Origin of the sequence: Variovorax dokdonensis, assembly GCF_030316895.1 — a bacterium.
Lineage (GTDB): Bacteria > Pseudomonadota > Gammaproteobacteria > Burkholderiales > Burkholderiaceae_C > Variovorax > Variovorax dokdonensis.
Genome location: NZ_JASZYV010000001.1, coordinates 1192356 through 1215527, shown reverse-complemented (window position 1 = coordinate 1215527; position 23172 = coordinate 1192356). Strand labels below are relative to the sequence as shown.

General features: G+C 67.3%; 15 protein-coding genes and 1 tRNA gene. 3 read left to right on the top strand and 13 right to left on the bottom strand.

Annotated features, from left to right (window positions below; genetic code table 11):
• Window positions 1–193: 193 nt before the first annotated feature.
• Genes QTH91_RS05640 through QTH91_RS05625 form a run of 4 tightly spaced genes read right to left on the bottom strand, consistent with a single transcriptional unit; the run spans window position 194 to window position 5479 of the window.
• Window positions 194–634 carry a CBS domain-containing protein gene (locus QTH91_RS05640; protein WP_286659023.1) on the bottom strand — a complete coding sequence of 147 codons (441 nt, stop codon included), beginning with the start codon at window positions 632–634 and terminating at the stop codon, window positions 194–196.
• Window positions 635–694: 60 nt separating this feature from the next.
• Window positions 695–1750, bottom strand: coding sequence for a 2-oxoacid:ferredoxin oxidoreductase subunit beta (locus tag QTH91_RS05635; RefSeq protein ID WP_286659022.1), 1056 nt, complete (start codon window positions 1748–1750; stop codon window positions 695–697).
• 16 nt (window positions 1751–1766) lie between these two features.
• Window positions 1767–3662, bottom strand: coding sequence for a 2-oxoacid:acceptor oxidoreductase subunit alpha (locus QTH91_RS05630; RefSeq protein ID WP_286659021.1), 1896 nt, complete (start codon window positions 3660–3662; stop codon window positions 1767–1769).
• Window positions 3659–5479 (bottom strand): FAD-dependent oxidoreductase, encoded by a 1821-nt coding sequence (locus QTH91_RS05625; RefSeq protein WP_286659020.1) that lies wholly within the window; start codon window positions 5477–5479, stop codon window positions 3659–3661. Before QTH91_RS05625 ends, QTH91_RS05630 begins: the two co-directional genes overlap by 4 nt.
• A gap of 184 nt (window positions 5480–5663) precedes the next feature.
• Here QTH91_RS05625 and QTH91_RS05620 point away from each other — a divergent pair, with 184 nt between their 5' ends.
• Window positions 5664–5948 carry a hypothetical protein gene (locus tag QTH91_RS05620; protein ID WP_286659019.1) on the top strand — a complete coding sequence of 95 codons (285 nt, stop codon included), beginning with the start codon at window positions 5664–5666 and terminating at the stop codon, window positions 5946–5948.
• A 6-nt stretch (window positions 5949–5954) separates the two neighbouring features.
• Here the strand turns inward: QTH91_RS05620 and QTH91_RS05615 are convergent, their stop codons facing one another.
• Entirely contained in the window at window positions 5955–6431 is a 477-nt protein-coding gene (locus QTH91_RS05615; protein ID WP_286659629.1) for an outer membrane protein assembly factor BamE, read from the bottom strand.
• A 65-nt stretch (window positions 6432–6496) separates the two neighbouring features.
• Complete coding sequence (locus QTH91_RS05610) at window positions 6497–7396, bottom strand: ion transporter (RefSeq protein ID WP_286659018.1); 900 nt, start codon at window positions 7394–7396, stop codon at window positions 6497–6499.
• A 99-nt stretch (window positions 7397–7495) separates the two neighbouring features.
• Between QTH91_RS05610 and QTH91_RS05605 the strand changes: the two genes are divergently transcribed.
• Complete coding sequence (locus QTH91_RS05605) at window positions 7496–8530, top strand: autotransporter outer membrane beta-barrel domain-containing protein (protein WP_286659017.1); 1035 nt, start codon at window positions 7496–7498, stop codon at window positions 8528–8530.
• Between the two features lie 25 nt (window positions 8531–8555).
• Here the strand turns inward: QTH91_RS05605 and recD are convergent, their stop codons facing one another.
• From recD to recC, 3 genes are read right to left on the bottom strand one after another with little or no spacing between them, the layout of a single operon-like run.
• Entirely contained in the window at window positions 8556–10667 is a 2112-nt protein-coding gene (recD, locus tag QTH91_RS05600; RefSeq protein WP_286659016.1) for an exodeoxyribonuclease V subunit alpha, read from the bottom strand.
• Window positions 10664–14473: an exodeoxyribonuclease V subunit beta gene (recB, locus tag QTH91_RS05595; RefSeq protein WP_286659015.1), complete on the bottom strand. Its 3810-nt coding sequence runs from the start codon at window positions 14471–14473 to the stop codon at window positions 10664–10666. Before recB ends, recD begins: the two co-directional genes overlap by 4 nt.
• Complete coding sequence (gene recC / locus QTH91_RS05590; RefSeq protein ID WP_286659014.1) at window positions 14470–18087, bottom strand: exodeoxyribonuclease V subunit gamma; 3618 nt, start codon at window positions 18085–18087, stop codon at window positions 14470–14472. Before recC ends, recB begins: the two co-directional genes overlap by 4 nt.
• Window positions 18088–18195: 108 nt before the next feature.
• Here recC and QTH91_RS05585 point away from each other — a divergent pair, with 108 nt between their 5' ends.
• The gene (locus QTH91_RS05585) at window positions 18196–19506 is read left to right on the top strand and encodes a lytic murein transglycosylase (RefSeq protein ID WP_286659013.1); all 1311 of its coding nucleotides are present in this window, start codon (window positions 18196–18198) and stop codon (window positions 19504–19506) included.
• A 61-nt stretch (window positions 19507–19567) separates the two neighbouring features.
• On the opposite strand, the gene QTH91_RS05580 is transcribed toward QTH91_RS05585, so the two are convergent.
• The 4 genes from QTH91_RS05580 to pheT form a co-directional block, all read right to left on the bottom strand.
• Window positions 19568–19644 (bottom strand) — tRNA-Pro (locus QTH91_RS05580).
• 25 nt (window positions 19645–19669) lie between these two features.
• The gene (locus QTH91_RS05575; protein WP_286659012.1) at window positions 19670–20185 is read right to left on the bottom strand and encodes a MerR family transcriptional regulator; all 516 of its coding nucleotides are present in this window, start codon (window positions 20183–20185) and stop codon (window positions 19670–19672) included.
• 78 nt (window positions 20186–20263) lie between these two features.
• Window positions 20264–20626 carry an integration host factor subunit alpha gene (locus QTH91_RS05570; RefSeq protein WP_286659011.1) on the bottom strand — a complete coding sequence of 121 codons (363 nt, stop codon included), beginning with the start codon at window positions 20624–20626 and terminating at the stop codon, window positions 20264–20266.
• Window positions 20627–20712: 86 nt separating this feature from the next.
• Window positions 20713–23130, bottom strand: a complete 2418-nt coding sequence (gene pheT / locus QTH91_RS05565; RefSeq protein ID WP_286659010.1) for a phenylalanine--tRNA ligase subunit beta — start codon at window positions 23128–23130, stop codon at window positions 20713–20715.
• Window positions 23131–23172: the final 42 nt, after the last annotated feature.

Here is a 23172-nt window from a genome sequence, read left to right as displayed (position 1 = left end):
TTAGCTGTGGGAAATTTCGCTTTCTTGCGAGCGACGCCCGACGAGCAGCACCTGGACGCAGGTGACTCTCGCCCGCTTGGGGCGCAAGGGAACAGTGAAGGCAGCACTGCGGACGACGCCGCACGCATGAGCGCAACTGCGTTGCGCGCTGATCAGGTTCGGCCCGCCGAAGCGGCAGGTTCGAGGCCGGGCCTCAGCCCAGAACGTCGTTCACCTGCTCGTTGAATTGCGCCTGGCTCCAGGCCACACCCAGTTCGCGCGGCAGCGCGTCGCGCACCGAGAACACACCGAGGATGCGGCCACTCGCGGTCATCAGCGGCAGATGCCGGAAGCCGCGCTCCAGCATGAGGCACACGGCGTCAGACACCGGCATCTCTGGCGGCACGCAGATGGGATTGGGCGTCATGACTTCGCGAACCGTGGTCCGCTCGGGATCGAGCGCGCGCGCCAGCACGCGCGTCATGAGGTCGCGCTCGGTCAGGATGCCGAGCAGAAGGTCGGGCGGTTCCATGATCAACACGCTGCCGCAGTTGGCGCGCGTCATCACGCCGGCCGCCTCGCGCACGCTGGCGTGCTGGCCCAGGCAGAGAACGTGCTTGCGCGAGATGGACTGGAACACGGTGCGTTCGGCCATGGGATTCCCTCCTGCTGGACTGCACATGCTGAGGCCTGCGCGGCCAGCGCGCAAGGCGTCTCAACGTAAGGAGTTGTTGAGCTTTTCCAGCGACGCGGCACCCGGGCACAACTCGGCCACGTCGAGCCCGTTGAGCGCCTGCTCGACTGTGTTGAGCGCGGTGTGCAGGTCGGTCGCCAGCGGATCGACGTAGAGCAGCCCGGTGACGATCTCGCCCAACGCCTGGTGCTTCTGCATGTACGCCATCGCGGCGTATCGATCGGACGGGTCGTAGTTGGCATGCAGGCTGCGCAGGCGCAGCAAGGTGCCGTCGTGCTGACGGACGTCCATCACCTCGCCGGGCGCGATGTCGGCGGTGATCTCTTCCCGGCCCGAGATGAAGTCGATGCGGCTCACGGCCTCGTTGTGTTCGCGCACGTAGTCGTAGCTCTTGGTGCTCCCGGGGTGGTTGTTGAAGGCCACGCAAGGACTGATGACGTCGATGAACGCGGCACCACCATGACTGATCGCCCCCTTGATCAGCGGGACCAGCTGCGCCTTGTTGCCCGAGAAGCCGCGCCCCACGTAAGTGGCGCCCAGCTGAAGCGCCATGCCCACCAGGTCGATGGCGCTGTCGGTGTTGACCACGCCTTTCTTGCTCTTGCTGCCTTGGTCGGCAGTGGCCGAAAACTGCCCCTTGGTCAGGCCGTACACGCCGTTGTTCTCCACGATGTAGGCCATGCGAACGCCGCGCCGCATGGCGTGCGCGAACTGGCCCAGGCCGATGGATGCCGAATCGCCATCGCCCGAGACACCGAGATAGAGGAGGTCCCGGTTGGCAAGGTTGGCGCCGGTCAGCACGCTGGGCATGCGTCCGTGCACGGTGTTGAAGCCGTGCGAGGCGCCCAGGAAGTAGTCGGGCGTCTTGCTGCTGCAGCCGATGCCCGAGAGCTTGGCCACCCGGTGCGGCTCGATGTCGAGCTCCCAGCAGGCCTCGATGATCGAAGCCGAGATGGAATCGTGCCCGCAGCCGGCGCACAGGGTGGAGATCTTTCCTTCGTAGTCGCGCCGGGTGTAGCCGACCTTGTTGGTTGCCAGCGTCGGATGGTGCAGGCGGGGCTTGGCCAGGTAGGTCATCGCGTGCGTTCCTTGCTTACTTGGCCGTGGCCTGCATGGCCGCGCTGGTGTTGGCCGGCGCTTCGGCGGGCGCAGGCGCTGCTTGCGCAGGCAGCCACGCCTCGCCTTTCACCCGCCGCCCGATGGCATCGACGATGAAGCGCGCCGTGATGGGCGTGCCGTCGTAGTGCAGCACGGCAACCACACGGGCGGGGTCGACCTCAAGCTCGTCGATCAGCAGGCTGCGCATCTGCCCATCGCGGTTCTGCTCGACGACGAACACCTGGTCATGCTCCGCAAGGAAGCGCGACACGCTTTCGGGAAAAGGATAGGCGCGCAGGCGCATCGCATCGAGATGCACATCGGCGGCCTGCAGCGCCTCCAGCGCCTCGTGCATGGCCGGCGTGGTGGAGCCGAAGTAGATCACGCCCAGCCGCGTCGGCTTCGAGGCTGGCTGCTGCACGGGCTGCGGCACCAGGGTCGCTGCCGTGGCGAACTTGCGCAGCAGCCGCTCCATGTTGTAGATGTAGTCAGGTCCGCGCTCCGAATAGCGGGCATAGGCATCGCGCGTGGTGCCTCGCGTGAAGTAGCTTCCGCGCGTGGGGTGCGTGCCGGGCAACGTGCGCCAGGGAATGCCATCGCCATCCACGTCCTTGTAGCGCCCGAAGTCGCGGCCGGCCTCCAGCTCCTGCGCGCTCATGACCTTGCCGCGGTCGTAGCGGCGCGCGTCGTCCCATTCGAAGGGCTCGCACAGGCGCTGGTTCATACCGATGTCGAGGTCGGTCATGACGAAGATGGGCGTCTGCAGCCGGTCTGCCAGATCTAGCGCAGCGGCCGCATGCTCGAAGCACTCCTGCGGGTCCTGCGGAAAGAGCAGCACATGCTTGGTGTCGCCGTGCGAAGCATGGGCGCAGGCGAGGATGTCGGACTGCTGCGTGCGCGTGGGCATGCCGGTAGAGGGCCCGCCGCGCTGCACATCGATGATGGTGACCGGGATCTCCGCGAAGTAGGCCAGGCCGATGAATTCCGACATCAGCGAGATGCCCGGCCCCGATGTCGCGGTGAACGCCCTGGCGCCGTTCCAGCCCGCACCCACCACCATGCCGATGGAAGCCAGTTCGTCCTCGGCCTGCACGATCGCAAAGCGATGCTGGCCGGTGGCCGCGTCGACGCGGAACTTGCTGCAGTAGCGCTGGAAGGCCTCGGCCACCGACGACGAGGGCGTGATCGGATACCACGCCGCCACCGTGGCGCCGCCATACACGCAGCCCAGCGCGGCCGCGCTGTTGCCATCGACGAAGATGCGCCCGCCCACCGCATCGGCACGCCGCACCTTGAGGCCCACCCGGTCGCCCAGATGCTCGCGCGCGAAGTCGCAGCCCAGGTGCAGGGCGCGCACGTTGGAATCGAGCAGCTTTTCCTTGCCCTTGTACTGCTCCGAGAACAGCGTCTCGACCACGGCCGGTTCGATGCCCAGCAGCACGGCCAGCGCGCCCACGTAGACAATGTTCTTGAACAGCTGACGCTGGCGCGGGTCCTGGTAGACGGCGTTGCAGATCTCGGTGAGCGGCATGCCGATCACGCAGATGTCGTCGCGGAACTTCGATGCCGGCAGCGGCCGCGTGCTGTCGTAGAAAAGGTAGCCGCCGCTGGCCAGTTCGGCCACGTCGGCGTCCCAGGTCTGCGGATTCATCGCGACCATCATGTCGGTGCCGCCGCGCCGGCCCAGGTGGCCGGCCTCGCTCACGCGCACCTCGTACCAGGTGGGCAAGCCCTGGATGTTGCTGGGGAAGATGTTGCGCGGGCTCACCGGCACGCCCATGCGCAGGATGGCCTTCGCGAACAGCTCGTTGGCCGACGCCGAGCCCGAGCCATTGACGTTGGCGAACTTGATGACGAAGTCGTTGACGGCCTGCAGATACGGTGTGCTCATGCCGCCGCCTCCTCGGTTGCGGCCGTGCGCGATGCGCCAGCCTGCGCCGTCTTGAGCAAGAACTTCTGCATGTCCCACGCACCGGTCGGGCAGCGTTCGGCGCACAGGCCGCAGTGCAGGCAGACGTCCTCGTCCTTGACCATCACGCGGCCCGTCTTCAGGCCGCCCGACACGTAGAGGCTTTGCGCGAGGTTGAGCGCTGGCGCCTTCAGGCGCGTTCGCAGGTCCGCCTCGTCGCCGTTCTCGGTGAAGCTGATGCAGTCCATGGGGCAGATGTCGACGCAGGCGTCGCACTCGATGCAAGCCTTCTCTTGGAACACGGTCTGCACATCGCAGTTCAGGCAGCGCCCCGCTTCCTGGAACGCGGTGGCGGCGTCGAAGCCCAGTTCGACCTCGACCTTGATGCTGGCCAACGCCCGCTCGGCCTGCGCCCACGGCACCTGGAAGCGCATGTCGGCGGAAGTGTCGTTGTCGTAGCTCCACTCGTGGATGCCCATCTTCTGCGAGATGAGGTTGGTCATCGGTGGTGGACGCTCGGCCAGCGGCTCGCCTTCGAGCAGTCGGTCGATCGACACGGCCGCCTCGTGCCCATGCGCCACGGCGGTGATGATGTTCTTGGGCCCGAAAGCCGCATCGCCGCCGAAGAACACATGCGGCACGCTCGACTGGAAGGTGGCCTTGTCCAATACCGGCAGCCCCCATTCGTCGAAGTCGATGCCGCAGTCGCGCTCGATCCAGGGAAAGGCGTTCTCCTGCCCCACGGCCACCAGCACATCGTCGCATTCGAAGAAGACCTCGGGCTCGCCGGTCGGCACCAGCGTGCGACGGCCCCGGGCGTCGTATTCGGCGCGCACGACCTCGAAGCGCATGCCGACCAGCTTGTCCCCTTCGTGCACGAAAGCCTTGGGCACATGGAAGTTGATGATCGGAATGCCTTCGCGCTCGGCGTCTTCCTTCTCCCACGGCGACGCCTTCATCTCGTCGAAGCCGCTGCGCACGATCACCTTCACATCGGCGCCGCCCAGCCGCCGGGCGGAACGGCAGCAGTCCATGGCAGTGTTGCCGCCACCCAGGACGATCACGCGCCGCCCGATCTGCGTCACGTGGCCGAACGAGACCGAGGCCAGCCAGTCGATGCCGATGTGGATGTTCGCCGCGGCTTCGTGGCGCCCTGGCAGTTGCAGGTCGCGCCCACGAGGCGCACCGCAGCCGACGAAGACGGCGTCCCAGTCCTGTGCCAAGAGCGCCTTCATCGATTCGACGCGCTCGTTGCCGCGAAACTCGACGCCCAGATCGAGCACATAGCCCACCTCTTCGTCGATGACCGATTCGGGCAGACGGAAGCGGGGAATCTGCGTGCGGATGAAACCGCCGGCGCGGCCCTCTGCGTCGAACACCGTCACCGCGTAGCCCAGCGGCGCCAGGTCGCGGGCCACGGTGAGCGAAGCCGGCCCCGCACCGATGCAAGCGACCCGCCGTCCATTGCTTGGGGCCGGGCGCGGCATGCGCGCATGCACGTCTTCCTTCATGTCGGCAGCCACGCGCTTGAGGCGGCAGATGGCCACGGGCTCGGGGTGCTTCAGGTTGCTCTCTTCCACCCGACCTCGCCGGCAGGCCGGTTCGCAGGGCCGGTCGCACGTTCGCCCCAGGATGCCGGGGAAGACGTTCGATACCCAGTTGACCATGTAGGCATCGCCATATCGGCGCTGGGCGATCAGTCGGATGTACTCGGGAACGGGGGTGTGGGCGGGACAAGCCCACTGGCAATCGACGACCTTGTGGAAATAGGCCGGATTCGCGATGTCGGTACGCAGCAAGGCTTGTCTCCTATTCGCTGCCGCCCGCTGCTTCGCCGAGGGGTGCGAGCAGGCGCGGGTCTGCGCGCAGTATGCGCCGCTTGTCCACGAAATGCAGAGGGGTGAAATCCCTCAAACGCAGCCGCTAGTCCCCCAGAGACAAATTCCTACAGACAAGGGCACTTGGGAGGATCAAGGTAAAGCCATGACACAGCCCATCGAACTCATCGTCGCGGAGCCGATGCCCGGCTCCTATGTATGGCGCCTGCTGGAGACGGACGAACAGGGTGGAAACGCCCGCGTCATCCGTGCGGCGTTCGACCCGCTCGACAGCTACGAGGTGGCGCTTGCCGCCGGCCAGGGCGCACTGGACCACGAGATCCGGCGCCGCCATGAGCCTGCTGCAGCGCACAAGGAATCTGACGGCGCTTCCGGCAAGAAGACTACCGCCAAGCCAGCGGGCAAGGGTCGCTCGAAGGCTACGCACTAGGCGTCGTTAGGGCGCCTCGGTACTGCGATCGGGCGTGGAGCCACTGCGCAGCACGCGCTGTTCGTTCTGGTCGAGTACGGCCGTGAACACCATGGGCGAGTTGGGCGGCTGCACCCAGCGCCAGTCCCATTCCGTCTCGCCCCGCAGGGGATACGGCGTCCGTTTTGCGGGCTTGCCCAGCAGCTGGCGCAGTTCTTCGGCCGCCATGCCCGGCTGAACACGCGCGAAGTTCTGGGGCGTGAGGACCTGGCGCAGCGCACTCATCTTGCCGTCAGGGCCGATGGTGATCATGTAGTTCTTCTGGCCCTGCGGTTGCCGGTTGTATTCGAACATCCGCCCGCCGGGCACCGTCCAGACGCGTTCGGGCTCGCCGAATCTGGCGCGCACGTCGGCTTCCGTCGATACGCCCTCCTCGAGTTCCTGGATGCGCTGCGGGTCGCAGCCGATCAGCGAAAGCAACGATCCCAGCAGGCCAGCGGCCATCAGCGTTCTCCTGTTCACAACGGCTTCCCTTGGTTGTTTCTGGCGCGCAGGCATGCGGCTCGCGCTCAGCGCGCCTCGGCCGCCTCGTGCTGGTAAGGCGGCAGCTTGGCGCCACAGTCACTGCAGAACCGCGCACGCGGCGAATGCCCTTCGCTCAGGCATTCGTGGCAGGTGCGGGTGGTGGGCTGCGACGAACTGGCAGCGCGTCGCAGGGTGAACTCCGCACCCACGATGCCCGTAGGCACCGCCAGCGTTCCCCAGCCGATGAGCATCATGGCCGAGGCAATGACGCGGCCCAGGTCGGTCTGCGGCGTGATGTCGCCAAAGCCCACCGTCGTCATGGTGGTGATGGCCCAGTAGATGCCCACCGGAATGCTGGTGTAGCCATTGGCCGGCCCTTCGACCACATACAGCAGCGTGCCCATCACCATCACGATGAGCATGACGAAGATGAGAAAGACGAAGATCTTGCGGCGCGACGCATGCAGCGCCTGGCCCAGCAGGCCGAACTCGTCCACGTACTCGGCCAGCTTGAAGATCCGGAACACGCGCAGCAGCCGCAGGATGCGCACGTCGATCAGTGCGGACATCTCCGGCACGAGGATGGCGAGGTAGGTGGGCAGCACCGCCAGCAGATCGACGATGCCGTAGAAGCTCAGCGCGTACCGCAGCGGCCGCCGCACGCAGGCCAGGCGGGCGATGTACTCGATGGTGAAGGCAATGGTGAAGATCCATTCGAACACCTGGAACTGCGTCTGCCAGCGTGCATGAACAGAAGCGATGCTGTCGGCGATCACCACCGCGACGCTGGCAATGATCACCAGCAGCAGCGCCACGTCGAACAGGCGACCCGCTCGCGTGTCCGCTTCGAAGATGATGGTGTACAGCCGCAGCCGCCAGCCTGACTCCGGCCGGCCATAGCGCTGGCTGTCGCGTACCTGAAAGCTGGGGGCAGATGTGGCCATGGCGGCATGGTAGTGCACCACCCGGCACAAGACCGCCTCGTTCATCTCAGGTTCACACCCGCCACCTACCGTCCGCAACGACCGGACCGGAGGAAGACCATGCTTGCTGCGATCAGAGGCGACAGAACGCACGCGGCGCGATGCCTCGCGGCCGCTGCGGGCGTCGTTGCCGTCACCCATGCCGGCCTTGCCGCCGCACAGGCCGCTCGGCCCGAAACAGGCGCGCTCATGGGCGCGCAACGGCAGTCGGACCTGATCTTCATCCACGGCCTCGACGACCGCTACGGCGGCCTGGGCTTCACCAGTCCCACCAACGGCGAAGGCTGGTTGCGCCTGGACGGAGGTGGCATGAAGAGTTCGAGCAACAACGCGCGCTTCGAGGCCGACAGCAGCACCTGGCTTCTTCAAGGCGGCGTGGCACTGCCGGTGCCGCGTTCGTGGAGCCACTGGCGCCTTGGCGCCCTGGCCAGCTATGGCAGTGCAAGCACCGACGGCACCGCGGCGGGCAATCCCTACACGGCCAAAGGCCAGGCCGACGGCTATGGCCTCGGCCTGACGGCCACGTGGCGCCAGGACCCGACCAGCCGCCTGGGCTGGTATGGCGACCTGTGGTGGCAATACGGCTGGTTCGACAACAGCGTGTCACCGCCCGGCCTGGCCACCAACGACTACAAATCGCACGTGGGGCTGGCTTCGGGCGAGGCGGGCTATTCGTTCGCCCTCACACCCGGCTGGCTCCTGACGCCGCAGGCACAGTGGGTGTACGTGCACAACCACGCCTACACCTTCATCGAATCGGACGGCACGCAGGTCGAAAGCGCCCACCGGGGCGGCTGGACCTCGCGCCTGGGCGTCCGGCTGCAGCGCACGAGCGACCCCGATCAGCGCGGCCTGCGCTTGTCGCCCTACGCGGCGGCCAACTGGTGGCACGACGCGTACCTGGGCGACGAGGTGATCTACAACGGCAGCCAGTCGATCAAGGACCTGTATCCCAACGACCGCTTCGAGCTCAAGGGCGGGCTGTCCATCGGCGTGGGCAACAAGTGGTCCGCCTGGGGTGACGTGGGCTGGCAGACGGGCAACCAATCCTTCCAAGCCTGGACGGCTCGCGTGGGCGCGCGCTACGCGTGGTGAACGCGCATCGGCCGATGCAAGGCGATCACAAGCCGCCCACCCGCTGCACCGCCCGCTCGCTGGCCGCACGCACGGCCTGCGGCGACGCGAGCAGCGTGAACCAGTGGCGTGCCCGGGTGATGCCCGTATAGAGCAGTTCGCGCGTCACCACCGGGCTCGGCTGCTCGGGCAGCAGCAAGGCCGCATGGCTGAATTCCGACCCCTGGGACTTGTGCACGGTCATGGCGAACACGGTTTCCACGTCGCGCAGCCGGCTCGGCAACACCCAGCGCACGCCGCCTGGCAACTCCGGTGCGGCGAACGCCACGCGCAGGCGCCAGGCGGCCCCCGTCGACGCGACGCCGCGACGGTCCGGCACCGCCAGCGTGACGCCCACATCGCCATTGCGCAGGTCCAGGCCGTAGTCGTTGCGGGTGACCATGACGGGGCGGCCGGCGTACCAGCCCGAAGCATCGCCTTCGATCAGGCCGCGCGCGCGCAGCAGCCGCGCGATGCGGGTGTTGAGCGCCTCCACACCCTGCGGTCCGCGCCGCAATGCGCAAAGCAGTTGGAAGCCGCCCAGCGCGCCGAGCACGCCATGCGCCCAGCCATCGAACGCCGCCTGGGGTGCGTCGATCGGCGGCTGCGTGTCGCGCATGCGCTGCAGGTAGTGGCCATGGCCGACCGGCGGCGGCACCGGTTGGCCCTGCACCATCCGGCCCTTGGCACGCCATGCGAAGTCGTCATCGCCGCCGTCCACCACCAGGCGAGCGAAAGCGGCGTCGTCGCTGGCCGGGTCGAGGTGGCGCAGGTCGGAAAAGCCGCTTTGCAGCACGTCGCGAACGCGCTCGCTGCGCCCGGCATTGACGGCGTCGGCCAATTGCCCGATGCCGCTGTCGGCGCCAAAGCGCCAGCTCACCCGCAGCTTGGCCACGGCCTGGTCGAGCGGCTGGCCCTGCGGGTCGAGCAGTGCATCGTCGATCGACTGCCCGGTCGCGCTGCGCAGCCAGGCAGCGGTCTGCGGCGTGTAGTGGCCTGCATCGGCGCGTCGGCACAGGTCGCCCAGCACGGCGCCGGCTTCCACGGAGGCCAACTGGTCCTTGTCGCCCAGCAGGATGAGCGGCGCTTCTTCGGGCAGCGCGGCCAGTACGTTGGCCATCATCTCCAGATCGAGCATCGATGCTTCGTCGAGCACCAGCAGATCGAGCGGCAACGGGTTGAGCGCGTCGTGCCGGAAGCGCCGCGTGTCGGGCCGGCTGCCCAGCAGGCGGTGCACGGTGCCGACGCTGGTGGGGATGGCGGCACGCAGTTCCTCGGCGCCGGCGGCATCCACGTTCGGCAAGCGATCGAGCGGCAGCTTCTGCACGGCGCCCGCGATCGACTCCGACAGGCGGGCCGCGGCCTTGCCGGTGGGCGCCGCCAGCCCGATGCGCAGGCGGCGGCCTCCTTGGGCCATGGCCATGTACTGCAGCACGGCGAGCAGGCGGACCACGGTGGTCGTCTTGCCGGTGCCAGGGCCGCCGGTGATGATCGAGAACGCCTGGCGCGCGGCCAGCGCGCAGGCGGCCTTCTGCCAGTCCATGCGTTGGCCAGCGGCCGGATCGAACAAGGCATCGAGCGCCGCGGCCAATAGCGGAAGCGCTGCTTCTTCGGCCGCTGCCGTGCGCGTGGAAACGCGGCGCGCCACTTGCTGGCGAACCTGCTGCTCGTAGTGCCAATAGCGTCGCAGGTACAGGCGCGTGCCGACGCGCACCAGCGGCGTGCTGCCCTGCCCGGTGCCGACCAGCAGCGGTGCGGCGTCCAGTGCCGCCTGCCAACGCTCGAAGCCGACCGACGCCAGCAGCATGGCCGGCGCATCCGGTGGTGCCTCTTCTGTCGCGGCGAACGCCAGCCCTTCGGGCGGCAATGCCAGCGTGAGGCCCGCATCCTGGCAGGCGGCCTGCAGGTCGAGGCATGAATGCCCTCGCCCCAACTGGTGGCTCGCCCATGCCGCCGCCAGGATCACGAGCGGATCGGCTTCGGGCGCCATGCGCGAAAGAAAGGCGGCAAAGCTGCGGTCCAGCTCGCGCAGCCAGCCCGCATCCACCCACCGTACCAGCGCCGCAAACAACGAGGCATGCGCATCGGCCGTCGGCCCGAGCAAACGTGCGTCGCTCACAGTTCCAACTCCATCTGGCCTCTTGCGGCCGGTGGCGGCGCAGGCGGCAGGCCATCGAACATGCGGTCCAGCGCGTCGATCAGCGCGCGCGGCAGGCGCTCGGCATGCACGCCCTGCCCTGGCGCCGCATGGCCGCGCAGGAACAGATACACCGCGCCGCCCACATGGCGCTCGTAGTCGTAGCCCGGCAGCCTGGCGCGCAGCAGCCGATGCAGCGCAAACACATACAGCACGTACTGCAGTTCGTAGCGATGCTGCAGCACCGATTGGCGAAGCGCATCCGGCCCGTAGTCGGCATCGGCTTTGCCCAACCAGTTCGACTTGTAGTCGGCCACCCAGTAGCGGCCATCGTGCTCGAACACCAGGTCGACGAAGCCCTTGAGCATGCCGTTGACCTGCCTGGGCAACAGCGCCGGCCGGGGCGCGCCGCCGAGCGTGTGGCGACGCACGAGTTCGTCCAGCATCAGCGCGTCCACATGCTGTGCGGCAACGAGGAACTCCATCTCGATCTGCAACGCCTTCAGTTGCGACGGCGCGACCGACACGGCGCGCCGATGGCCAGGCTCGGGCGGCAGGCGCAGCGGCGTGGCCAACCAGTCGAGCAGCCAGGCTTGCAGCGGCGCTGCCCATTCCTGCCAACCTGCCTGCGCGCAGCGGCGTTCGAGCCAGCGCGCCAGTTCGGCCTGCACGCCCTCGTCTTCGGCCACACGCGCGAAGCCTTGCCGACCCGCCCATTCGAGCAAGCCGTGCAGAAAGCTGCCTGGCACCGAGCCGGCGGGGAAATCATGCAGCCGCCCCAGCGACGCCAACGCCGTGCCGGCACGCGACTGAGCCTGAGGCGCCGCGGCATCGTCGCGACTGTCGAGGTAGATGTCGTCGGCTGCGCTGTCGGGCCCGGCCGGCAGTTCGTCGGTCAATGGCCGGACGTTGGACGCAGGCATCGGCAGCGACGCCGCGCCCTCCCCATCTGTCGCAGATAGGTTGCCCTGCATGTCCAGATGCCGCAGCGCCGAATAGCTGGCAATCCACCAGCGCTCGGGCGGCCGCGAAGGCAGCGGTGGCGGCGGCGCCAGTTCAGGCCTTGGCGCTGTGTCCTGCCACTGCGCGTCGCTGGGTGCCGGCGCCTCGAGCACGGCGACGACGCCGTCTTGCGCGCCTGCGCACAGGGCCACCGGGCCGGCATCGCCCAGCACTTGTCCGAGGGCGCTGCGCGCCTTGTCGGATTCGGGCATCACGCCCACCCACGTTGCATGGCGAGCACGCGTCAGCGCCACATAGAGCTTGCGCAGGTCTTCACCCAGGCGCTCGTCGTCGGCACGCCGAAGCCCTTCGTCATCGGGCGCCAACGCCACGCGCAATTGGCCCTCCTCGTCGTGCCAGCGAAGCGGCATGTCCTTGCGCGACACGGCGCGCGCATGGATCGCGAACGGCAGGAACACCAGCGGAAATTCCAGCCCCTTGGACTTGTGCACCGTCACCACCTTGACCAGCGCGGCGTCGCTTTCCAGGCGCAGTTTGCGGCCTTCGGCGGGCATGCCCTGCACGTCGCGCTGCTCGGACAGCCAGCGGATCAGCGCATGTTCGCCGTCGAGCTGGCTGCTGGCCTGCTGCAGCAGCTCGGCCAGATGCAGCAGGTCGGTCAACCGTCGTTCGTCCTGCAGGGCCAGCAGGCGCTGCGGCACGTCGAAGTCATGCAGCAGGTGGCGCAGCATGGGCAGCACGCCCTGGCGCCGCCACAGCTGCTGGTAGTGGCGGAACTGAAGCACGCGCTCTTCCCATTGCAGCTCGTCCTGGTTGAGCGCATCGAGCGCGGCCCAGTCCAGGCCAAGGCTGGGTGTGGCCAGGGCGGCGCGCAGCGGGCGGTCGTCGTCCGGCTCGGCGCAGGCGCGCAGCCAGCGTTGCAACTCGCCGGCCACGGGACTGGCGAAGACCGATTCCATGTCCGACAGGTAGACGCTGCGCACGCCCCGGTCGCGCAAGGCCGCGCGCACACGCTGCGCCTCGCGGCCGGTGTTCACCAACACCGCGATGTCGCCGGCACCAAGCGGTTGAAGCTTGCCGTCCGGCTGCATGAAGCCGGCCCGGCCTTCGGCGCCCGCCATGAGCAGCCGCACGATCTCGCCGGCGCAACTGGTGGCCAGCGCATCGACGGCTTCGCCCTTCTTGCCGGACTCGGCCGGCATCGTCCAGAAGGTGAGCGCCGGTGCAGACACGCCGTCGATCCGCCATTGCTCCTTGCGCCCCTGCGCGGCCACCGGCACGAAGGGCACCGGGTTCTCGTCGGTCGCCGCATCGCGAAAGCCGAACGCCCCGGCGCCGTCGGGCCGCACCTCTGCGCCTTCGAAAACGCGATTGACCGCCGTCACCATCGCGTGGCTGGACCGGAAGTTGGTGCCCAGCGTGTGGTGCCGACCATCGGTGTCGCGCCTTGCCGCCAGGTAGGTATGGATGTCCGCGCCCCGAAAGCCGTAGATGGCTTGCTTGGGGTCGCCGATCAGCACGACGGCACTGTCCTGCGCGTTCTCGGCCACGCGATAGACGGCGTCGAAGATGCGGTATTGCAGCGGGTCCGTGTCCTGGAACTCGTCGATCAGCGCGACCGGAAACTGCGCGCGGATCAGGCCGGCGAGCCGCGCGCCATTGGGCCCTTGCAGCGCGGCGTCGAGCCGGGTGAGCAGTTCGTCGAAGCCCATTTGCGCGCGCCGTGCCTGCGCCAGCTCCAGGCGTTGCGCGATCCAGTGCAGCGCATGGCGCAGCAGCTCCGCGCGGCCGTCGGGCAGCGAGGCAATGCGCTGCTGCAGCGTGGCCAAGTCGTGCAGGGCCGGATGATCGAAGGCAGCCTTGCCATCCTTGGACGCATCCAGGATGCCTTCCGGCGTCAGGCGCGACCATGCGGCGTTCTTGTCGTCGAAGGGCTCGACCGCATCGTCCGCGGCCCACTGGCGCAAGAGGTCCAGCCAACGGTTGTAGTTGCGTGCCTGCAGCTTTCGTCCGTCGATCAACTTCCTGGCCGCCGCGTCGTCCAGCAGGTTGCGCAACTCGTCCACCCAGCCTTCGCGCCACGGCGTCTTCCAGGCCTGCAGGCTGCGGCCCACGTCTTCGCGCTGGCGGCGCAAGATGACGGCGGGCTCGTCGCCCTCGGCCAGCGCATCGCGCACCGGCAGAACGCGCTCGACCTCGGCACACAGGGCCTCCGGCGTGGCCCACCATTGCCGCACCTGTCGTGCATCTGCCTGCTCGAGCGGGTTGAAGAAGGTGCGCCAGTAGTCGCGCGCCGCCTCGGCGAGCAGATCGCGCTGGTCCGCTTCGAGCGTCTGGATGAATGGGCTGCCGCTGTCGAAGGCGTGCTCATGCAGCATCCGGTAGCACCAGCCGTGGATGGTGGAGACGGCCGCCTCGTCCATCCACTCGGCCGCCAGCCGAAGCACGCGCGCGCAGTGCGGCCATTGATCGGCCGGGTATTCGGCGCGCAGGTCGTGCAGCAGGTCCCTTCCCGGTGGCAGGCTTTCGACCTCATCCGGTTCCGCCAGGAAGGCTTGCGCCGCCTGCGCCAGTCGAGCGCGGATGCGATCGCGCAGTTCCTGCGTGGCCGCCTGGGTGAAGGTGACGACCAGGATCTCGGGTGGCGTGAGCGCACGCGCGAACGCGGACGCTTCTCCGCCATGGCCCAGCACCAGACGCAGATACAGCGCCGCAATCGTGAATGTCTTGCCGGTGCCGGCGCTGGCCTCCACCAGTTGGCTGCCGCGCAGCGGAAAGCGCAACGCGTCCATGGTGCGAGGCTGCTGGTCGTTCGCCTTGTTCATGCGTCGCCCTTCGCATGCAGCGATTGCCACAGAGGCGCCAGCAACTGCTCGCACCAACGTGCAAATTCGCCATCGGCCCACAGCGCATCGAAATCCGGATAGGCACGCGCCAGCTCCGGGCTCTGCTCCCGCTCGGGGCGACCGCCGCCGTGGGTGTCGCCTTCGTAGACCTTGCGCGCAGCCTCACGGGCGGACTGCGGCGTGGCTTTCGCGCCGCTGCTTTTCAGGAGCCATTCGCGCCCTGATTGCAAGGCCAGCGGCAACGGGCGACGCATGCCCTCGTGGTACGCGCGCACGAGCGCTGCCCAGGCCGCGCGCGCATCGTCTTCGGCCATCGGTTCAAGCGTGACGTCGCCTGCCTTGCTGATCAGCCGCGTGGTGATCGGCTGGCCCGCCAGGTGCGCCGCCAGGTGCGCGACCCAGTGCGGCGCGATCTTGTCGATGCGGTACACGTTGTCCTTCACCAGGCCGCTGCTGAGCAGCAGCAGGCGACAGGCTTGGCCGTTTTCATCGGCGCGCAGGTGATCGAGCCAATCGCCGAGTCGCATCGATTCGTCGCCGGGAATCTCGGGCGGCAGATCCAGCGACCGGTGCGGCAGCGGGCGAGGCCAGTTGCGAAGCTCGGCGTCATAGAGCGCGAAGAGCTTGTCCATGGGCTGCGCCAGGTCCTCCTGGACCAGCACACCGAACTCGCCCATCGGCAGGTCGCCGCGTCGGGCCATGCGTTCGAGTTCCGCGGCCCGCACCTCGGCCAGTTCGCTCGGCGGCAGCCCGCCGTCCATGGCGGCGCGCTGTGCGGCGATCAATTGATCCTGGAGCTTCCAGTTGACCAGTGCGTCGAGCGCAAAGGGCTCTTCATCTTCCTGAACCGATTCGTCGTTGTCGAAGTGCACGCCCAGCCGCTGGCGGAAGAATTCGCGCACGGGCTGGCGTAGGAAGTCGCCCAATCGCTTGAGCGTCAACGGCGGACCGGCGAGCGCCGGCAGTTCGGCCGGCGCATGCGCGTCGCGGCCGTCATCCACCACCGCGACGGCAGGCGCTGCCGCGCGCCATTCCCAGGCGTAGCTGAACAACCCCGCGGCGCGGCCCGCGGCATCGAAGTAGGCAGCGTCGAAGGGCGCAAGGCGATGCTCCCGCGTGAGGGCCGCCAGCAGGCGCTTTCCGGCTTCATCCTGCGTCAATGCTTCATCGCCACGCAGGCGCCAGCCCGCGGCCACGAGATCGCGCAGTTGCGCCACCAGCACCGAAGCCGCGCGCTCGGAGGGGTCGTGAATGCTTCGCCCCACCCAGCTCAGGTGCAGGCGCTCTCGCGCGGAAAGCAAGGCTTCGAGGAAGAGGTAACGGTCGTCCTCGCGGCGAGACCGGTCGCCGGGCCTGAAGTCCTGGCCCATCAGGTCGAAGTCGGCCGCGGGCCGGCTGCGCGGATAGCTGCCGTCGTTCATGCCCAGCAAAGCGACCATCCGAAACGGGATCGCGCGCATCGGCAACAAGGTGGCGAAGGTCACGCCACCGGCCAGGAAGGGTTGACTGAGCGCCGGCGCGTCGACCTGCGACAACCAATGCTCGCGCACCACCGACAGCGGCAGCGACTCGGTCAGCGCCGCATCTGCGCAGGCCTGCTCCCAATCGCGCAGGCCTTGGTCGAGTCGTCGCAGGGTCAGGCCATCGGCTTCGTCGGCGTCGCCATCGAAGAAGTCGGCCAGGAGCGTGCGCAGGCGCTCTCCCCACTGCGCCGGCGTGGCCGGCTGCGCCAGCGCCTGCCAATGGCGCGCCAGCACGTCGATGAAGCGCGTGAGTGGCCCGAGCAAGGCCGCGTCCAGCCCCCCGATCTCGTCGAGCGGCTCGATGCCTTGCCACGGATTTGCCTCGCCAATCGCGTAGCCCAGCAGCATGCGCTTGAGGCCGAAGTCCCAGGTGTTGATGTCGTCCGCCAGCGGCAATTCGAGCGACTGGCGCTGCTGGGCGTGCAGGCCCCAGCGCACGTTGGCGGCGCGAACCCAGCGATGCAGCAGCGGCAGCTGCGCTTCGTCGATGCCGAAGCGGGCGCGAAGCGCGGGCACTTCGAGCCAATCGAGCACGTCGCTCACCGCGACCCGCGATTGCGGCAGTGCAAGCAGTCGCTCCAGCGCACCCAGCAGCGGATCGTGGTGGCGCTGGCCCTGATCGGCAATGGAATAAGGAATGCGCCGCGCATCGTCCGCAGCGGCCATGCCGAAGACAGCCTGCACATGCGGCGCGTAGGCCGCGATGTCTGGCACCATGACGATCACGTCGCGCGGCTGCAGGCTGGGGTCTTGCGCGAACGCGGCCAGCAATTCGTCATGCAGCACTTCCACCTCGCGTTGAGGGCTGTGCGTAATGTGAAACCGCAGCGAGTTCTCGCTGGCGGGATCGATCGCGCTCCATCGCTCGCGCGTCTCGGGCAGCGGCCGCAGATCCCGGATGTCGTCCTGCAACTGGCGCAGCAGCGTGTCGCCTGCATTGGCTTCGAAGTGATCGACGCGCAGCCCCGCTTCGGCGAAGCGCTGGGCGTAGGTGCCTTTTTCGTCATGCAAGTCGAGCAGGCGGATGAAGTCGCGCCCCTGCTTGCCCCATGCGGCAAGCAGCGGCTGGGCATCGAGGTGCAGTGCAGCGCCTGCATCGGCTCCGTTTGCGCCGGCAGGCGGGCTTCGCCTCGGCTTCTGGCGGCGGCGCTCGACGCGCAGCAGGTCCTTGTCAGCGACGATGTCCGACCAATCGTGCTCGCAAGGGTTGTGGACGCACATCAGCACCTGCACCCAGCCCGCGAGCGCGCCCAACACTTCAAGCGCCTGTTGAGGCAGCGAGGAGATGCCGAACACCACGAGTCGGCGCGGCAGGCCGACTGGCCTGGGTTGGTCGGTGCGCGCCTGCACGGCTGCCATGAAGCGGCGATGGACCGCCGCCCGGCTGCCTTCTGCCGCTTCGGGGCCCACGTCTTCCTGCAAGGCGCGCCACAGGCGTGGCTGCCATCGCAGTTCGTCGGCCACCGGCTGCTCGCCTCGACGGCTCGTGACGATCACATCACGCCCAGCCGCCCAGTCGGCCAACCAATCGGCCCGATAGACCTGGTACTGGTCGAACAGATCGGCCAGGCGCTCGGCCAACTGGTGCCGCTTGCGCAAGTCTTCGTCGTTGGCCAGGAAGCGGCGCAGAGGTGCGAACTCCGCCTCGTGAAGAAGCGCTGGCAAAAGGCGCATGAGCCGCCAGGTGAGCAAGGACTTATCGAACGGAGAGACGGCGGGAACGGCCGCGTCGCCCAGCACGGCCCGATAGGCACGCCAGATGAATGCCGCGGGCAGTTCGGTCCGCATTGCCGCCGCGATGCCCACGCCGCCTTGGCTGGGCGGCTGTGCAAGCGACAAGCGAAGCCATTGCGCCACGCCGTTGCTTTGCACCAGCACGCACTCATCCTCGAGCGGTGCGAGCGGATGCCGCTGCAGCCACGCGAGCAGCAGGTCGCGCAGCGCTTCGGGATGGTTGCCGTGAACCACCATGAAGCCGGGCGGGAGGGTGTGCGCGACTGGCGACACGTCGGGATGCTGAAGTTCCGCCGGGCGGTGAGGCTTGTGGGGTCGATCCGGTGCGATTGGCATGGGGCCAACGCAGTTTAACGATTGCGATCCTGCGCGCGGCATGCTCGCTGACATGGAAAGTTGCATTCACGCCCTGACCCGTCCGCCCATGCGGGCGAGAATCCGACGATGCATTTCAGACACGACCTGCCCTCTTCTTCGGTGATGGCTCGCATCGCGCTCAGCGGCGCTCTGGCCATCTGGCTTTCAGGCTGCGCGACGGCCAATGCGCCGGCGCCGGCTGCCACCCCCGGCGCCGCGCCGACACCTGCCGCATCGCCGGCGCCCGCCACACCTGCCGCATCTTCAGAAGTGCCGACGCGCGAGTTCAACCAATGGGTCGCGCAGTTCCGCACTCAGGCACGTTCGGATGGCATCGACGAAGCCACCCTGCACGCGGCCTTCGACGGGGTGCAGTTCCTGCCCGACGTGGTGGAGCGCGACCGCGCGCAACCCGAGTTCACACGTGCGGTCTGGGACTACCTGGACACGGCGGTATCGAGCACGCGCGTCAGCCGCGGCATGGACAAGCGCATGGAGGTCAATGCCGAGCTGAATGCCGCCGCATCGCGCTATGGCGTGCCCCCCGAGGTCATCGTTGCCATCTGGGGCATGGAGAGCAACTACGGCGCCAACTACGGGAGCACGCCGACCATCGATGCGCTGTCGACGCTGGGCTTCGAGGGCCGACGTTCCAGTTGGGCGCGCGGGCAGTTGATGGCGGCACTGCGCATCCTGCAAAACGGCGACATCGCCCGCGAGCGCATGATCGGCTCGTGGGCCGGCGCAATGGGGCAGACGCAGTTCCTGCCGTCGAGCTTCCTGAGCTACGCGGTGGATGCCGATGGCGATGGGCGCCGGGACATCTGGAACAGCATGGCCGACGTGACCGCTTCCACCGCCAACTTCCTGGCCCGCGAGGGTTGGCGCAGCGGCCAGCCTTGGGGTCTGGAAGTGCGCCTGCCAGACGGTTTCGACTACGCACGCGCCGACGACGGGCTGCGCCAGTCTGGCGCCCAGTGGGCCGCCGAGGGCATCCGATCGGTCGACGGCGCACCATTGCCCGACTTGCCGCAAGCGAGCCTCTTGCTGCCGGCTGGCGCGCGCGGACCGGCCTTCATGGTGGGACCCAACTTCCGCGCCATCCTGCGCTACAACAATTCGACCAGCTATGCGTTGGGCGTCGGCTTGCTGGCTCAACGCATCTCGGGTGGCAGTGGCGTGCAGGCGGCCTGGCCGCGGGAGTTGCAGCCGCTGTCCCGCACCGATTCGCGCGCCTTGCAGGAAGCGCTCAATGCCAAGGGCTTCGATGCCGGCACACCCGACGGCGTGATCGGCCCGGCAACGCGAGGCGCGATTCGCAACTATCAGCGCAGTGTCGGAATACCGGCGGATGCGTATCCGACCAGCGAATTGCTTCGACGGCTGCAAGGCACGTAGCGAAGAGTCAAGGCAAAGAAAAAGGGCGTCTGGAAAACCAGACGCCCTTTTTGCTTTTTGTTGGTCGGTGTGAAAGGATTCGAACCTTCGACCCCTTGCACCCCATGCAAGTGCGCTACCAGGCTGCGCCACACACCGAAGCCGTCGATTATAGCGTGAGGAATCAGTGATTCAGGGTCAGCAGGTCACGAATCTCAAAAAGCTCGCGCCGAAGCATTTGCAGTTGCGAGGTCGGCAGCGTGGGCATGGTCGAAAGACTCGGGCGCGCCCCATTGATCGGCATGGCGGAAGGCATGTGCGCCTCACCTTGAATGGCGGCTTCGAATGCTTCGTGGTCGATCTCGATCGCCTCCATGCCTTCCATCAGCGTGTTGGCGTCTGCAGCGGTCGCGGTCGAACCCCTGGTGCCCGCGCGCTCGGACTGCGCGAGTTCCTGCAGCTTGTTGCGCGCCCCGCTGATGGTGAAGCCTTGGTCATACAGCAGATCGCGAATGCGCCGGATCATCAGTACCTCATGGTGCTGGTAATAGCGCCGGTTGCCTCGCCGCTTCATCGGGCGAAGCTGGGTGAATTCCTGCTCCCAATAGCGCAGCACATGCGGCTTGACGCCGCAGAGCTCGGCCACCTCTCCGATGGTGAAGTAGCGTTTCGCGGGGATCGAGGGGAGCGTTTTCTCCATTGAAATCAATACGGTACGCGGGAAAGCTGAGAAGCTTAACGCGCCCCGCTGCAGTGCGCAAAGAACATCAACGCACCGTTACGCTTCGCTGCCCAGATTCCACTCGACCTCGGTCGGTTCTGTCGGAATGCTGCCACTGATCTGCTCCTTCAGCTTGGCGCTGGCATGGAACGTGGCCACGCGGCGCGGGCCGATCGGGATCGCTTCGCCCGTGCGCGGATTGCGTCCCGGGCGCGCGGCCTTGGTCCGAATCTGGAAATTGCCGAACCCAGAGATCTTGACGTCTTCGCCTGCCACCAAGCGCGACACGATCAGATCGAAGAAGGCTTCGACCATGTCCTTGGATTCGCGCTTGTTGAGGCCGATCTGCTCGAACAGCAGGTCGGCCAGGTGTGCCTTGGTCAGCGCCGGCGTCTCGACGGATTCAATGGTGATTTCCATGACAGGGCGCTCCGCTTCTTCGCGTTGCGGCGCATTTGAATGTTCCAGACCGTCGTCGTTCTGCATCCTCGTCCCCATCGTGGTCATCAACGAAGCCTTGCACCGAGGCGCTGACCCAGCGTATCGATGACCGCACGCACGGCGGGCTCTACCTGTTCGTCCGTCAGCGCATGCTGGGCGTTGAAAGACAAGCGCACTGCCATGCTCTTCTCGCCGGCAGCGACCGAGGTGCCCGCGGCACCGCCGATGGGGCGATAGATGTCGAAGAGCACGGCATTTTGCAGCAGGCCCTGAGTCGGTGCGGCATGGATGGCGTCCATCACGGCAGCATGCGTGACCGACTCGCTCACGACCACGGCAATGTCGCGGTCGACGGCCTGATGTTTGGGAACGGGCTGGGCGATCGGCAGATCGCGCTGCTGCAATGCATCCAGATCGAGCTCGAACAAGACAGGGGCCGACGGCAGCTCCCAGCGCTGGCGCCAGCGCGGGTGCAGTTCCCCCACGACGCCGACGGATTGGCCGTCGACCAGTACTCGCGCCGCGCGCCCGGGATGCAGCGCCGGATGCTCGACGGGCTCGAAGCGCGCCGCGCGTGGTGCCAACAAGGCTTCGATGTCACCCTTGACATCGAAAAAGTCAGCGCGATGCGGCTTGCCATCCCAGCGCGAATCCTCGGCGTCGCCCCAGGCAAGACCCGAAAGGCGCATGGGCTGGCGAATGCCGGACACGGTCGTATCGCTGGCGGAAACTGCGGCATCACGGAAGAAAACGCGGCCGGCTTCAAAGACACGCACGCGCGCAGCCTTGCGGTCGATGTTGAACTTGAGCACCTGCAAGAGGCTACCCAGCAGCGACGAGCGCATCACGCTCATCTGACTTGCGATCGGGTTCAGAAGGCGAATGGGATCGGCATTGCCGGCGAGGTCGCCTTCCCAGTCCGCTTCGACAAAGCTGAAATTGATGGTCTCCTGATAGCCCAGCGCAGCCACGCGATGACGCAAGGCAAAGCGCCCGCGACGGGATTCCGACAGCACGCGCGCCGTGATGGGCGCGAGCGGTGGATTGGTAGGCAGCTTGTCGTAGCCGATCAAGCGAGCCACTTCCTCGATCAGGTCTTCTTCCAGGGCCAGGTCGAAGCGATGCGGCGGGGGCGTCACTGTCAGCGTGCCGTCTCCCTCGGCGATCGAGAAGCCCAGGCGACGCATCACCGCCGAACATTCCGCCTGCGTGAGCGGCATGCCAATCACCTTCGCGGCACGCGCTACACGCAGGGTGACAGGCTTGGCTTCCGGCAGCTTGAGCGACTGGTCGTCGATCGGGCCGGCACGGCCACCACAGATCTGCTGCACCAGTGCGGTAATGCGCTCGATGATCTCTACGGTGCGGCTGGGGTCCACGCCCCGCTCGAAGCGGTGGCCTGCATCGGTGGAGAAGTTGAAGCGGCGCGAACGCCCCTGGATGGCTTCAGGCCACCAGAACGCAGCTTCGACATAGATGTTGTGCGTGCTGTCCGAAACCGCCGTGGCATCGCCACCCATGATGCCGGCGAGCGATTCGACCTCCCGCTGGTCCGCAATGACGCCGACTTTCGCATCCACGGTGACGGTATTGCCATTGAGCAACTTGAGTTGCTCGCCCTCGCGGCCCCAGCGGACGGTCATGCCGCCGTGAATCTTGTCGGCATCGAAGATGTGCGACGGCTGGCCGTATTCGAACATCACGTAGTTTGAGATGTCCACCAGCGGAGAGACGCTGCGCTGGCCACAGCGCGCCAGACGATCGACCATCCATGCAGGCGTCTTGGCTTGCGTGTCGACGTCCTGGATCAGGCGTCCCGAGAACCGGCCGCACAGGTCGGGCGCTTCCACCTTCACCGGCAGCACGACGCCGTGCGCCACTTCGGCGGTCGGCACGCCGGGTGTCTTCAGCGGCGCACCGGTCAGCGCGGAAAGCTCGCGTGCGATGCCGTACACGCTCAGTCCGTGCGCCAGATTGGGCGTGAGCTTGAGCGTGAGGAGCATGTCGTCTAACGACAGCACCTGGCGAATGTCACCGCCAATGGGCGCATCGGCGTCCAGCTCGAGCAGACCGCCGTGATCTTCGCTGAGCTTGAGCTCGCGCGCCGAGCAGAGCATGCCCTGGCTTTCGACGCCGCGCAGCTTGCCCAGCTTGATCTTGAACGCCGCACCGTCTTCGCCAGGCGGCAACTCGGCGCCCACCAGCGCGCAAGGCACCTTGATGCCGACACGTGCGTTGGGCGCACCGCACACGATGTTGAGCAAGCTGCCCTGCCCCACGTCGACTTGGCACACGCGCAGGCGATCGGCGTTGGGATGCTGAACGGCCTCCTTGATTTCGCCCACCACCACCTTGTTGAACGGCGGCGCTGCGGGTCGGCGCTCCTCGACCTCGAAGCCCCCCATCGTGAGGGTTTCGGCCAGTTGTTCGCTTGTCAGCGGCGGGTTGCAGAACTCGCGCAGCCAGGACTCGGGAAATTGCATCGTCTTAGAAGAAATTCAGTACGTTCGAAACGAACTCGGGGG

Bases quoted from the DNA above. Each gene is read 5' to 3' on its own strand.
- QTH91_RS05620 (WP_286659019.1), top strand. From the start codon at position 5,664: ATGACACAGCCCATCGAACTCATCGTCGCGGAGCCGATGCCCGGCTCC.
- QTH91_RS05610 (WP_286659018.1), bottom strand. From the start codon at position 7,396: ATGGCCACATCTGCCCCCAGCTTTCAGGTACGCGACAGCCAGCGCTAT.
- recC (WP_286659014.1), bottom strand. From the start codon at position 18,087: ATGCCAATCGCACCGGATCGACCCCACAAGCCTCACCGCCCGGCGGAA.
- recB (WP_286659015.1), bottom strand. From the start codon at position 14,473: ATGAACAAGGCGAACGACCAGCAGCCTCGCACCATGGACGCGTTGCGC.
- QTH91_RS05630 (WP_286659021.1), bottom strand. From the start codon at position 3,662: ATGAGCACACCGTATCTGCAGGCCGTCAACGACTTCGTCATCAAGTTC.
- QTH91_RS05615 (WP_286659629.1), bottom strand. From the start codon at position 6,431: ATGGCCGCTGGCCTGCTGGGATCGTTGCTTTCGCTGATCGGCTGCGAC.
- QTH91_RS05575 (WP_286659012.1), bottom strand. From the start codon at position 20,185: ATGGAGAAAACGCTCCCCTCGATCCCCGCGAAACGCTACTTCACCATC.
- QTH91_RS05570 (WP_286659011.1), bottom strand. From the start codon at position 20,626: ATGGAAATCACCATTGAATCCGTCGAGACGCCGGCGCTGACCAAGGCA.
- QTH91_RS05635 (WP_286659022.1), bottom strand. From the start codon at position 1,750: ATGACCTACCTGGCCAAGCCCCGCCTGCACCATCCGACGCTGGCAACC.
- QTH91_RS05605 (WP_286659017.1), top strand. From the start codon at position 7,496: ATGCTTGCTGCGATCAGAGGCGACAGAACGCACGCGGCGCGATGCCTC.
- pheT (WP_286659010.1), bottom strand. From the start codon at position 23,130: ATGCAATTTCCCGAGTCCTGGCTGCGCGAGTTCTGCAACCCGCCGCTG.
- QTH91_RS05640 (WP_286659023.1), bottom strand. From the start codon at position 634: ATGGCCGAACGCACCGTGTTCCAGTCCATCTCGCGCAAGCACGTTCTC.
- QTH91_RS05585 (WP_286659013.1), top strand. From the start codon at position 18,196: ATGCATTTCAGACACGACCTGCCCTCTTCTTCGGTGATGGCTCGCATC.